This is a genomic window from Leifsonia sp. McL0627, assembly GCF_058244615.1.
Map to the genome: position 1 here is coordinate 452,119 of NZ_JBZCGM010000006.1, position 12,669 is coordinate 464,787.

The window sequence follows — 12,669 nt, forward strand, 5'->3', positions numbered from 1 at the left end:
CTCCTCCAGCGAATGCGTGTAATACGTCTCCGAGCCTACGCCTGAGCGGCCCTCCAGAGGTGCATTCCCGCATAGCTTCGCCACGGCGCCCACCGTGCCCCGTATGTTGCGAGGGCACGCTGTTCGTCCGGGAGGCCGAGGCGTGCGGCGCCCTGCCGGATCGCAAGGTCGCTGGTCAGCAGGATGTCCGGGCTTCCGAGCACGCGCATCGCGATGTATCCCGCCGTCCACGGGCCGATCCCCGGCCGGGCGGTGAGGCGCGACTCGAGTTCCTCCCGCGACTCGCCGACGTCGATGACGAGGTCGCCGGACGCGATGGCCGCCGCCGTGTCCACGATGGTGTCGATGCGTCTGGCCGGTCCGCGGAGCACCGCCCTGCCGTGCTCGGCGATGTCGGCGGCGGTCGGGAAGAGGCGGGTGAAGCCGCCGAGGTCGATCGGGCGTCCGATGGCGTCGGTGAGCCTGGTCAACGCCGTGCGTGCCGCAGGAACCGAGATCTGCTGGCCGATCAGCGCGCGGAAGACGATCTCCTCCGCGTCGACGGCGCCGGGCACTCTGCGCCCGGGCGCCGCCGCGACGCTGGCGGCGAGAGCAGGGTCGGCGGAGAGGGCGTCGTCGATGGCGGCAGCGTCCGCATCCAGGTCGAGCAACCGGCGGACGCGTGCGACCAGCGGGGCGAGGTCGGCGACGTCGGCGAGGGTCGCGTCACACTCGACGAACGGCGCTGTCGCGGTGCCGCCGAGGGTGAGCCGGACGACGGCAGGGCCGTGGGGGAGCGCGAGTGCGCGGGAGTATGTCCCGCCGTCGCCGGCCTCGACAGGGGCCTCCACACCGGCGATCGACCGCGCGCCGAGGAAGCCGAGGACGGCTGCACCGTCGAACGGTGCTCTGGCGGGGAGTCTGAGGCTCAGGGTTGCGGCTCCCGATTCGCCGTCCGATGCGTGGCTCATCCGGGAGGCCGGCCTGTTCTTCGCCGACGTGCGGATCGTGCCGGGCGTCGTGCGATAGATGTCGGACATCGTCTCGTTGAACTGGCGCACACTGGTGAACCCGGCCGCGAACGCGACGTCGGTGATCGACAGGTCGGTTCCCGCCAGCAGGAGCCGCGCCGTCTGCGCCCTGTGCGCCCTGGCGAGTGCGAGAGGGCCGGCCCCCAGTTCGGACGCCAGCACGCGGCCCAGGTGCCGCGGCGTGTATCCGAGGCGCCGCGCGAGCCCTGGGACACCCTCGCGTTCGACCGTGCCGTCCGCGATCAGGCGCATGGCGCGCGCCGCGAGATCGTCGCGCGTGTTCCACTCCGGGGAGCCGGGCACCGCATCCGGCAGGCAGCGCTTGCAGGCCCGGAGTCCGGCCTCGTGCGCGGCGGCGGCGGTGAGGTAGAAGGTGACGTTGCCCGGTTTCGGCGAGACGGCCGGGCAGCTCGGGCGGCAGTAGATGCCGGTGGAGTGCACCCCGGTGATGAACTGGCCGTCGAACCGCGTGTCCCTGGCGCTCATCGCGCGGTATCGCTCGGCGAAGACCGGGTCGGCCAGCTTGTCTGTTTCGCGGTTCATGTCTCCAGCCTCGCACCACCCGCCGACGAAGAATAGCGGAAAACGGACACTACCCGCGTTCAATAAGCTGAAAGGCATGGACGTACTGGAGTGGCTGTCTGCCGCCATCGGAGAAGAAGCCGTTGCAGCCGGCGTAATCAGCACCGATCGGGATGCGCTCGACGCCGCCCGCACGGACCGCTCCGGCTGGATCGCGGACGGACGCCCGCTCGCGGTGGTCAACGCCACGACCGTCGAGCACGTGCAAGCGACCATGCGCGCGGCGAGCGAGTTCCGCATCCCGGTCGTCCCGCGTGGGGCGGGCACCGGGCTGGCCGGAGGGGCGAACGGCACCGACGGCGCGATCGTGTTGAGCGTCGCCGGGATGAACCGCATCATCGAGATCTCCGCCGACGACGAGCTCGCCGTGATCGAGCCGGGCGTGATCAACGCCGACCTCAACGCGGCGCTCGAACCGTTCGGCCTGTTCTTCGCCCCGGACCCTGCGAGCAAGGCGATCGCGACGGTCGGCGGCAACATCGCCACCAACGCCGGAGGGCTGCTCTGCGCGAAGTACGGCGTCACGCGCGAGGCCGTCCTCGCCCTCGACGTCGTGCTCGCGGACGGACGCCTGATTTCGATGGGTCACCGCACCGTCAAGGGCGTGACCGGCTTCGACCTCACGGCGCTGTTCGTCGGCTCGGAGGGAACGCTCGGCGTCATCGTCGGCGCGACGGTGCGCGCCCTTCCGATCCCGGCGGGGGAGCCGATGACCATCGGGGCGCTGTTCCCGGATGTGCGGTCAGCGGCGGCGGCATCGGCGCGGGTCACCGCCTCCCGGCTCCGCCCCGCTGTGATGGAGCTGCTCGACAGTGCCTCCCTGGAGCGCATCTCCGCGTATCTCGGCGAGGACACGATCGCCGCCGCGTTCGGTGCGACGGGAGGCGGCAGCTACCTGCTCGTGCAGTTCGACGGACCGAGTGCGCAGGCGGATGCCGGCGCAGCAGCCGAGCTGGTCCGCGCGTCGGGCGGCACCGTCCGCGTCGCAGCGGATGCCGCAGACGGCGAACACCTGCTGGAGATCCGGCGCGCCTTCCACCCGGCGCTCGCGGCCACCGGCGAGGTGCTCATCGAGGACGTCTCGGTTCCCCGCTCGCGGATGCCGGAGATGTTCGACGCGATCGAGCGCATCTCCGAGAAGTACGGCCTCCCCATCCCGACCGTCGCGCACGCGGGAGACGGCAACCTGCACCCCAACTTCGTCTACACCGGCAGCGACGTGCCTCCGGTGGTCTGGGAGGCGGCCAACGAGCTGTTCCGCACGGCGATGGACCTCGGCGGCACGCTCACCGGCGAACACGGCGTCGGCGTCCTGAAACGCCGCTGGCTGGCCGACGAGCTCGGCCCGGACTCCTACGACCTGCAGGTCAAGCTCAAGTCGGTCTTCGACCCCCTCGGCATCCTCAACCCCGGCAAAGTCTTCGGCTGACGCGAGCGTCCTACGCATCCCCTCCCAGGAACTAGTGGTCCCGAATTGCCGTGCGGGAAAGGGCCGCACGGCAATTCGGGACCAGTCAGGGGGCGGGGAGGGACGCCGGCCAGTGGCTGCGCGTCAGCGCACCCCGGCGGGGAGCAGGGCCGCGACGTCCGCGTAGCCGTGCGCCTCGGTGTGCGACGGGACGTCGAACACGCGTGCGGCCTCGTCCGCCTGGTCGAACGCCTCCCAGCCGGGAGCACCCGACCGGATGAAGGCGACGGCGGCGCCGTGCACGTCGTCGGCGAGCGCCTGCGGCGGCTGTGCCCCCGCGATGACGTCCACGCGCTCGGCCGCCAGGCAGTCGAAGAAGAACGGCACGTCGAGGCAGTGGCAGGAGGAGCCGATGCTCGGCGACGACCAGGAGAACCGGTAGAGCCAGGTCGGCGCTCCCACCCTGGCGCGGTCCGTGGCGACCGACACGGCCGGCGCGCGGAAGACGCGGTCGGTGATGTACTGGCCGAGCGTGTCCGCGGTGTCCAGCGAGGCGTGGCTGTCCGCGTACGCGGCGGCCGCGTCCTCCGGCAGCCCGAGCTGTCCGAGGGCGACGGTGGCCGGGACGGCGGCCAGCGCCTCCTTCAGCGTCGCGGTCGCCATCGTGAACTCGTTGTCGGTGGCCCCGAGCACGAGCGGTACGGCGGCCCCCGGTCCAGAGGTCAGCGCCTCAGCGGTCGGCAGCGGAACGAGATCGCCGTCGACGACGGGACCCCAGACCAGTCCGCCGCTCGCCAGCTGTGCGAGCGGGGCGAGCGGGTTGTCGTCGGCCGCATCCGTCTCGGCCGTCGGCGACGCGATCTGCGCCTGCAGCCCGAGCACGGTCATCTCGTCGAGCGACGACAGCCCGGCGACCGTCGGCTCGACGCCGCCGAGCGCCGCGAGGCTCCGGCCGATCTCTTCCGCCCTGGCGAGCGGGAGGTCGCTCGTCGCGCCGGAGATGCAGAACACTCCGCGGAACAGCCCGGATGCGCGGGGAACGCCGAGCAGGGTCAGCACGGCCCCTCCGCCAGCCGACTGTCCGGCGATGGTCACTGCCGACGGGTCGCCGCCGAACGCGGCGATGTTGTCCCTCACCCACTCGAGCGCCAGCACCCAGTCAAGCACGCCGCGGTTGTGCGGGGCGTCCTCGATCCAGCCGAACCCGTCGAAGCCGAGCCGGTACGACACCGAGACGGTCACGACGCCGTCGCGGTTGAACGCCGCGCCGTCGTACCAGGGGCTCGCGGGGGAGCCAGCGACGTACCCGCCGCCGTGGGTGTACACGAGAACGGGGAGGAGTGCATCCGGTTGTGCCGGCGCCGGGGTGAAGACGTTCACGTTCAGTGTCGACTCGCCCGCGATCGACGGCTCGGGGATGAGGGTGATCTCGGAGAGCGCCGTGCGCTGTGGCGTCGCGCCGTAGGCCGTCGCATCGAGCACGCCCTCCCAGGGCGCGTGCGGAACGGGCGCGGCGAACCGGAGGTCGCCGACCGGCGCCTCGGCGAACGGGATGCCGAGGAAGGCGGCGGAGTCGTCGCGCCAGACCCCGCGGACACGTCCGGCGGTCGTGGCGACCTCGGGCGCGCTGCCGTTCGGGGTGCGCAGGGTGGTGGTGGGTTCTGTCATGGGTGTTTCCTTCCTCAGCGAACGCTCTTGATGGGGATGAGCACGAGCGCCGCGAGCGCGACGGAGATCATGCCGAAGATGAACAGGGCCGGGTAGCCGCCGAGCGCGCTGATCAGCAGAGCCGCGATCGCGGGGCTGAGCGCCTGCGGGATGTTCGTGGCGACGTTCAGGATGCCGAGGTCTTTCGCGGCGGCGACGCCTCCTCCGGGCAGCACCTCGGTCATCAGCGCCGTGTCGCACGCCATGTAGAGGCCGAAGCCGAAGCCGTTGACGGCGCTCATCACGAGCATCCCGGTGATGTCGGGGGCGATCAGCGGGATGGCGAGTCCGATGATCATCAGCACGCTGGCGATGTAGATGAACACCTTGCGGCGGCCGAGCTTGTCGCTTAGCCAGCCGGCGAGGGCGACGGAGACGACCGTGGTGACGAGCGACGCGATGCTGAGCAGGCCGATGGCGGAGTTGGCCTCCGTGATCGACATCCCGATGTAGTCGGTGAGGATGAAGAGCTGGTAGCCGAAGGTCACGAAGTAGCCGAGGATGAACAGGAACCGGGCGGCGAAGGCCCAGGCGAAGTCCGGGTTGGTGCGCGGGTTGATGAAGAAGCCGGAGAAGAACTGCTTCCAGCTGAACGGCGGGTGCTCCGCATCCTTGCTGGAGTAGTCCCGGTTCAGCAGCACGAACGCCAGGGTGAGGACGAGCACGGCGATGCCGAACACCGTGTATCCGACGCCGACGTTGGAGGCGAGCTGCCCGGCGACGAGCACGCCGATCGTGCCGCCCGCCATGGTGCCGATGCCGACCATTGCAGAGGCCATTCCGCGCTTGTTGCGCGGGAATCGGTCTGGCGTGATCGCGCTGAGCGGCCCCTGCAGGGCGTTGAGGGAGACCTGGATGATGACCCAGAAGATCGTGATCCAGAGGATCGAGCTGAGTGAGCCGAATCCCGCGAGGAAGATCGCGCCGACCGCGGCGCCGATGATCATCCAGGGCGCCCTCCTGCCCATCCGGGAGCGGGTGCGGTCGCTGAACGCGCCGACGATGGGCTGCGCGAACAGCGTGAACACGAACGACACCGTGGTGACGATGGCGAGGTTCTCGATCTTTCTGGACGGGTCGATGGCCTGCACCTGGTTGGGCAGCAGCACGGCGATCAGGCCGGAGTACGTCGCGAAGAGCGCGAGCGAGGTGATCGCGAGCGACGGGAGCAGACGGCGGGTCGCCGTGGGGGAGGTCGCCGTCGACGCGCGCGCCGTCGGCGATGTGGCGGTGGGGAAGGCGGGGTTCTCGGTGGGCACGACGCTCCTCTTCGTTGAGTGACGACGCAAAAACCGTGCGTCGATAGGTAATGAGTATGACGATCATAGCCGGATAATTCAATGGTCGAATTATCTCGATTCGGAAACGCCTGGATGAGGCCGCCTTGCCTCAGCGAGCGGTGAGCCTCAGCGCCCGGCGAGCGTCAGCGGGTCGTCGAGCGCCGCATCCCGTGCCTGGTGCAGGGCGCCGAGCAGCGCGGCATCGGCGCCGAGGCGTCCGGCCAGGATGCGGGGGACAGGGATCGCGGCATCCGGCGTCAGCTGCAACCTCGGGATGCTCGTCTCGGCGATGCGATCGGCGAGCTCGGCCCAGTATCCACCGAGGACGATCGCCGACGGGTCGAGTGTCATCCGCAGGAGGGCGATGGTGCGTCCGATCCACTCTGCCGCGTCCGCGAACGCTGACGTGGCCGCAGGTTCTCCCGCCTTCACCCGCTCGACGAGCAGGTCGAGTGCGGCGGTGAGGCCGTCCCGGTCGCGCACCTCGGCGAGCCCGGCGTTCGCGAGCACGACGTCCGGACCGGCGACCGTCACCAGGCAGCCGTGCTGCCCGCACTCGCAGAGCGCGCCGTCGTAGTCGACGGCCAGGTGGCCGAGCGGTCCGCCGAGGAACGGCGCACGCTCGACGAAGCCTCCGCCGATCACAAACGCTCCGCCGATGCCGCTGTTGCTCTTGAGGTACAGGACAGCGCGCTCCTCGGGCAGCAGCCGCGCTTCCGCCAGGGCGGCGGAGACGTCGGAGTCGAGGGTGGTGTCGGCGGGGAGGCGCGGCTCGCGTTCGCGCAGCATCCCGAGCACGTCGACGCGCCCCCAGCCGAGGTCGGTGTCGGCGAGCACGACGCGCGGATCGCCGCCGACCGGGGCGAGCACGATGACGGTGAAGCCGACCGGGCGCCTGCCCAGCTCGTTCAGCCGGTCGAGCCCGCGGCCGAGGGTGTGGGCGGCGACGTCGAGCACCGCATCCGGATCGCCCATCGGCCTGCCGTGGTGCTCGGCGATGCGAAAGAGTTCCGTGCCTGCGATGTCCTGGGCGAGGAAGATCGCCTGGTCGGCGTCGAGCTGCATAGCGGCGAGGGCGATCGTGTCCGCGGCGAGCGTGAGCATCGTCTTGGGGCGTCCGTTGCCCGTCGCGACGACCTCCGCCTCCCGGATCAGGCCGTGCTCGATCAGCAGGTCGGCCAGGGCTGTGACAGTGCCGCGGGAGAGGCCGGTGCCGGCCGCGAGCTCGCTGCGCGAACACGGGGCGACGGCGAGCCTGCGCACCAGCAGCGCCAGGTTGTGGATGCGCACATCCGCGCTGTCGAGACCGGTGGCAGAACTCATAGCGCCAGACTCTCACACGATGGGCGGGGCTCTCACTCGATGCGCATCCGAGGCCTTGGCCGTTAAAGACTCGACGCCCGGTGGTGCGGCGATGCCTGCGACTCTCCCGGGCGACGAGTTGATCTTGTGATCTAGGTACAAGGTTGCTCCGCATCCCGGAGGAGCGCAAGAGCGGATTTCGGACATGCGCTCTGAGAGAACGCACTTTGACGATGGGCGGCCGAGCCAGTTGGATGGACGCATGGCAGAAAACACCAACCAGAAGCCCGAAGTCGACGCCCCTGACGGCCCGGCTCCGGAGGCGCTCGAAATCGTCGACATCGTCGAGGGCACCGGCCCCGAGGCGACCGCCGGCTCAAAGGTGGACGTGCACTACCTCGGCGTCGAGTACGAGACCGGCGAGGAGTTCGACTCCTCGTGGAGCCGCGGGCAGTCCATCAACTTCCCGCTCAACAACCTGATCAAGGGCTGGCAAGACGGCATCCCCGGCATGAAGGTCGGCGGCCGTCGCAAGCTGACCGTCCCGCCCGCGCAGGCCTACGGCCCCGCCGGCGGAGGGCACCCGCTCTCCGGCAAGACCCTGATCTTCGTGATCGACCTGCTCGGCGTCAGCTGATCGGTGGGTTGACGTGAGCTGACGCTCACACGATTCGTGCGAAAGGTGCGGTGCGGCTCGGCCGCACCGCACCTTTCGCACCGAGTGCACCAGCGCCCAGCGACGGCTCGGGGCGAGACGGCTCGGAGCGTGTCGCGTCAGAGCGCCGGCGGGTGCATGAGCGTCGGGATCGCGATGCGGTTCCAGACATTGATCGTCGCGATCGCCAGCAGCAGGTTCGCCAGCGCCTCCGCGTCGAACTCCGCGAGTGCCCGCGCGTAGAGGTCGTCCGAGACGCCGCCCTGGATGAGCGTGACCTCTTCGGTCAGTTCGAGCGCCACGCGCTCCCGCTCACTGAACCACTCCGACTCGCGCCAGGTGATCACCGAGAACACCTTGCGCAGCGGGTAGCCGCCGGCCTGCAGGTCGACCGAGTGCATGTCGACGCAGAACGTGCATCCATTGATTTGGGATGCGCGCAGCTTGATCAGGTCGCCGAGCGGTTCCTCGACGTTCTTGGCGACGTAGCCGTCGAGTTGGATGACCTTGCGGTAGCCCTCTGGGGCGATGGATGCGATGTCGATTCGTTCTGTCATGCTGCCAGCCTAGAAACGTCATTGGCCGCGGGTAAGCTCCAATTCAGCACATTCGGATCAGGCCAATCGCGGAGGTTCTCGTGGAGTTCCACGTGCAGATCGACGGCAGGGGAGACCGGGCTGACCGCATCTACCGGCAGCTGCGCGACGCCGTGCTGGATGGACGCCTCCGGCACGGCGAACGCCTCCCGGCCACGAGGGAGCTCGCCGAGCGGCTGGGCGTTTCCCGCTCGACCGTCGCCACCGCGTACGAACGGCTCACGGCGGAGGGCTACCTGAGCGCACGCGTCGGCTCCGGGACATTCGTGTCGGCGCCGACGTCCGCGAAGACCGCGTCGGCGGCGCGCGGGCGGCGCACCACCGCGCATCCGGTGGCACGGTGGGCGGACATCGACGACCCGCTCTGGTCGGAGCCGCTGCCGATCGCCTACGACTTCAGTGTCGGCACCCCGGACCCTGCCCTGTTCCCCGCCGAGTCGTGGAGGAGGTTCGTCGCCGCCGAGCTTCGCGGTGGCATCCTGCGCTCCGGGCACTATCGCGACCCTGCCGGGCTGCGCAGGCTCCGCGAGGCGCTGGCCCGGCATCTCGGCGTCGCCAGGTCGGTGGATGCGCTGGCCGACGACATCCTGGTCACCAGCGGGGCGCAGCAGGCGTTCGACCTGATCGGGCGCGTGATGCTGGAACCGGGCGACGTGGTCGCCGTGGAAGACCCCGGCTACCCTCCGGTGCGCCAGCTGTTCGAGACGATGGAGCAGTGGTCGTGCCCGTCCCTGTCGACGCCGACGGCCTCCGGGTGGATGCGCTGCCCTCCTCCGCGAAGCTCGTCTACGTGACGCCGTCGCACCAGTTCCCCCTCGGCGGCGTGCTCACCTTCGAGCGGCGCACAGCGCTGCTCGCCTGGGCGGCCGCGCACGACGCGGTGATCATCGAGGACGACTACGACAGCGAATACCGCTACGCCGACCGGCCACTCGACCCGCTGCAACGCCTCGACAACGAGGGGCGTGTCGTCTACGTCGGCACGTTCTCCAAAACGATGCTGCCGTCGCTGCGGCTCGGCTTCCTGGTCGCCCCGCCATCCCTGATTCCCGCGCTGCGGAGCGCGAAGCGGCTCACCGACTGGCACAACGACCACGTCACGCAGGCGGCGATGGCCCGCTTCATCGACTCCGGCGGCTTCGCCAGGCACGTCCGTCAGGCCACGAAGCAGTACGGGATGCGGCAGCGGCAGATCGTGGAGCAGGCGGAGGCGCTGCTCGGCGGCACCCTGCGCGTCGTGCCGTCGGTGGCGGGGCTGCACGTCTGCCTGCTGCCACGGGATGCGGTGGTCGCCGCGGGGTTCGACGCGGACAGGGTGGCGGCGGAGGCGGCGGCGTCCGGGGTGTCCGTGCAGTCGATCGCGCGATTCGGGATGGGGGAGACCCCGGCCTCCGGACTGATGCTCGGCTTCGGCGCGATCGCGCCAGAGGATGTGCCGGACGGGTTGCGCGTGCTCGCCAAGGCGGTTGCGCGGGCGGGCATGGAGAACACGCGCACGCAGTGAAACGGGGCGCGCTGCCGAAGCAGCGCACCCCGTAGTCGGGCGACGGCGATCAGATCGCCGACCAGCCTCCGTCGGAGGCGAGCACGACCCCGCTGACGTTGGAGGAGTCGTCGCTGAGCAGCCAGGTGATGGAGGCGGCGAGCTGCTCCGGCTGTGCCACCGGCGGCACCATCGTCTGCATCAGCGGGCCGAGGCGCTGTCCGGCCCACTCCGAGCGGAACGGGGCCTCGATGTTGGTCGCGACCGGTCCGGGAGCGACCGCGTTGGTGCGGATGCCCTTGGGGGTGTAGAAGACCGAGGTGCTCTTCGTGAAGCCGACGACAGCGTGCTTCGACGCGGTGTACGCGACTCCGGCGGCGGACCCGCGAAGCCCGGCCTCGGAGCTGACGTTGACGATCGAGCCAGAGCCGGCCTCCAGCATCAGGGGGATCACGGCGCGGGTGAGGCGCATGATCGCGGTGACGTTGATGTTCAGCACGCGGTCCCAGGTGGCGTCGTCGATCTCGCCGGCCGGCTGGAAGCCGTCCATGATGCCGGCGACGTTGGCGAGCGCGTCCACGCGGCCGTCCGCTGCGGCGATGATGGCGGCGATGGTCTCTTCACTCGACACGTCGCCGGCGACGGCAACGAGGTCGAGGTCGGGGTGCTCGGCGGTGAGCGCCTCGAGCCGGTCGGGGGCGATGTCGCTGGCGATGACGCGTCCGCCCTCTGCGGCGATGCGGAGCGCCGTCGCCCTGCCGATGCCCGAGCCTGCGCCGGTGACGATGGCCGTCTTGCCTGCGAAGCGAGCGGAGTCGTTTGTGCTCATTCCTGTGTCTCCTGAGAGTCGTGGTGTGGCGCTCGATCTGGGCGTCACTGCATTTATAGCACTCAGTGCCATAATGGTTGATGTGAATTCGCCAGCAGCCGAACCGGCTCCCCGCCGCCGCGGCAGGCCCGCCGATGTCGACCCTGAGCAGGTCGCCCTCCTCGCCCTGCGCCACTTCGCCGAGCACGGCTACGACGCGACCACGATGGATGACATCGCGCGCATCGCCGGCATCGGCAGGCGCACGCTGTTCCGCTACTTCCCGAGCAAACCCGCCCTGGTCTGGGGCGGCGTCGAACCGGTGGTCGAGCGCACCCGCGCCGAACTGGACGCGGCGAACCAGGACGAGCCGATCGCGTCCGTCCTGCGCCGCGCCATCGCGCACTCACTCGACATGCCGCCGGACCGCGTCGAGGCCACCAGGCGCCGCCTCCTGCTGATCGGCTCCGACGAGTCCCTGATCGCCTTCGGCCTCGGCCGCCTCTCGCTCAACCGCGACGTCCTCGCCGCGTTCATCGCGCGCCGTACGGGCACGGACCAGGACGGGCTGCGTGCGCGCGTCCTCGCCGACGCGCTCTCGGCCGCGTCGTTCTCCGCACTGCTCTGGTGGGCGGCCAACAGCGACGACGACCCCGCCATCGTGATCGAGGAGGCGCTCGCCGCGATCGGCGGCTGAGCGTTCGCACGCGCGCACCCACCGGATGCGCGCGGCCGCCCGCGAATCAGCCGTTCGGCAGGATCACCGCCCGGCCGCGGATCTTCCCCTCGTGCAGCCGCTCGTACGCTTTCGGCGCCTCGTCGAGCGAGTACGTCTCGATCTCCACCTCGATGGAGCCTGCCCGCGCCAGATCCAGCACCTCGATGAGCTCGGCGCGCGAGCCCCAATACGGCGTGCGCACGGCGACGTCGTATGCGATGCGCCCGAAGCCGACCGCGAGCGCGCCTCCGCCGATGCCGACGATCGTCACGTCGCCCTCCGTCGCGGCCATCGCCCCGGCGAGCTCCACGGTGGGCTGGACGCCGACGAAGTCGAAGACGGCGTTCGCGCCCCGGCCGCCGGTCAGGTCGCGGACCGCCGCCACCGCATCCTGATTGGACAGCAGCACGTGGTGGGCGCCGACGGACGTCGCGAGGTCGAGCTTCTCCTGGTTGACGTCGAGCGCGATCACGGTCGCTCCAGAGATCGCCCGCAGGATCTGGATGCCGACATGGCCGAGGCCGCCGGTGCCGATCACCACGGCCGTCGTGCCTGCCCCCAGCTTCGGCAGTGAGTTCTTGATCGCGTGATACGGCGTGAGTCCCGCGTCGGTGAGCGACACGTTCGCCACGGGGTCGAGTCCGTCAAGGGGGACCAGGTGGCGTTCGCTGTCGACCACCAGGAATTCGGCCATCGAACCAGGGGCGCCGAGTCCGGGCGGCCGGATACCTTCCGACTGCGCGTTCAGACAGTAGTTCTCCTTGCCCTGTGCGCACATCAGGCAGCGGCCGCACCCCCACGGCCCGTAGACGGCGACAGCGTCGCCCTTCTTCACGCCGGCCACTCCGTCGCCGACCGCCTCGACGATCCCCGCACCTTCGTGGCCGAGGGTGAGGGGGAGTCCGTAGACGTACTGGTCGGCAGGGAGCCCCATGATGAACTCGTCCGAGTGGCAGACTCCGGCCGCGGTCACTTTCAGAAGCACCTGGCCTGGCCCGATCTCCGGATCCGGGATCTCGACGACGACGGGGCGGGAACCGATCTCACGATACTGAAGCGCTTTCATGTGCGGCACGATACTCCCCGCGGCTATCGCGCGGCCAGAACGGTCACGCGTAGC

Annotated in this window: 10 protein-coding genes and 1 pseudogene; 4 read left to right on the top strand and 7 right to left on the bottom strand. The window is 70.2% G+C overall.

Going from position 1 to position 12,669, the window contains the following annotated elements:
• Nucleotides 1-35: 35 nt before the first annotated feature.
• A complete protein-coding gene (locus tag AC37TH_RS18160) occupies nt 36-1,553 on the bottom strand; it encodes an AlkA N-terminal domain-containing protein (RefSeq protein WP_490765744.1) in 1,518 nt (505 codons plus the stop codon).
• A gap of 76 nt (nt 1,554-1,629) precedes the next feature.
• On the opposite strand from AC37TH_RS18160, the gene AC37TH_RS18165 reads away from it, so the two are divergent.
• Nucleotides 1,630-3,021 carry an FAD-binding oxidoreductase gene (locus AC37TH_RS18165; protein WP_490765745.1) on the top strand — a complete coding sequence of 464 codons (1,392 nt, stop codon included), beginning with the start codon at nt 1,630-1,632 and terminating at the stop codon, nt 3,019-3,021.
• A 123-nt stretch (nt 3,022-3,144) separates the two neighbouring features.
• Here the strand turns inward: AC37TH_RS18165 and AC37TH_RS18170 are convergent, their stop codons facing one another.
• From AC37TH_RS18170 to AC37TH_RS18180, 3 genes are all read right to left on the bottom strand, one after another.
• Nucleotides 3,145-4,668, bottom strand: a complete 1,524-nt coding sequence (locus AC37TH_RS18170; RefSeq protein ID WP_490765746.1) for a carboxylesterase/lipase family protein — start codon at nt 4,666-4,668, stop codon at nt 3,145-3,147.
• A gap of 14 nt (nt 4,669-4,682) precedes the next feature.
• Complete coding sequence (locus tag AC37TH_RS18175; protein WP_490765747.1) at nt 4,683-5,966, bottom strand: MFS transporter; 1,284 nt, start codon at nt 5,964-5,966, stop codon at nt 4,683-4,685.
• Nucleotides 5,967-6,113: 147 nt separating this feature from the next.
• The gene (locus tag AC37TH_RS18180; protein WP_490765748.1) at nt 6,114-7,310 is read right to left on the bottom strand and encodes an ROK family protein; all 1,197 of its coding nucleotides are present in this window, start codon (nt 7,308-7,310) and stop codon (nt 6,114-6,116) included.
• 241 nt (nt 7,311-7,551) lie between these two features.
• Here AC37TH_RS18180 and AC37TH_RS18185 point away from each other — a divergent pair, with 241 nt between their 5' ends.
• Nucleotides 7,552-7,926, top strand: a complete 375-nt coding sequence (locus tag AC37TH_RS18185) for an FKBP-type peptidyl-prolyl cis-trans isomerase (RefSeq protein WP_055892399.1) — start codon at nt 7,552-7,554, stop codon at nt 7,924-7,926.
• Nucleotides 7,927-8,063: 137 nt separating this feature from the next.
• Here the strand turns inward: AC37TH_RS18185 and AC37TH_RS18190 are convergent, their stop codons facing one another.
• Complete coding sequence (locus AC37TH_RS18190; protein ID WP_490765749.1) at nt 8,064-8,501, bottom strand: carboxymuconolactone decarboxylase family protein; 438 nt, start codon at nt 8,499-8,501, stop codon at nt 8,064-8,066.
• Nucleotides 8,502-8,653: 152 nt separating this feature from the next.
• Here AC37TH_RS18190 and pdxR point away from each other — a divergent pair.
• Nucleotides 8,654-10,044, top strand: a pseudogene (gene pdxR / locus AC37TH_RS18195) (MocR-like pyridoxine biosynthesis transcription factor PdxR).
• 49 nt (nt 10,045-10,093) lie between these two features.
• Here pdxR and AC37TH_RS18200 read toward each other — a convergent pair.
• Nucleotides 10,094-10,852 (bottom strand): SDR family NAD(P)-dependent oxidoreductase, encoded by a 759-nt coding sequence (locus tag AC37TH_RS18200; RefSeq protein ID WP_490765750.1) that lies wholly within the window; start codon nt 10,850-10,852, stop codon nt 10,094-10,096.
• 82 nt (nt 10,853-10,934) lie between these two features.
• Here AC37TH_RS18200 and AC37TH_RS18205 point away from each other — a divergent pair, with 82 nt between their 5' ends.
• The gene (locus AC37TH_RS18205) at nt 10,935-11,528 is read left to right on the top strand and encodes an acyl-CoA-like ligand-binding transcription factor (protein WP_490765751.1); all 594 of its coding nucleotides are present in this window, start codon (nt 10,935-10,937) and stop codon (nt 11,526-11,528) included.
• Between the two features lie 46 nt (nt 11,529-11,574).
• On the opposite strand, the gene AC37TH_RS18210 is transcribed toward AC37TH_RS18205, so the two are convergent.
• Nucleotides 11,575-12,615: an NAD(P)-dependent alcohol dehydrogenase gene (locus tag AC37TH_RS18210; RefSeq protein WP_490765752.1), complete on the bottom strand. Its 1,041-nt coding sequence runs from the start codon at nt 12,613-12,615 to the stop codon at nt 11,575-11,577.
• Nucleotides 12,616-12,669 lie beyond the last annotated feature (54 nt).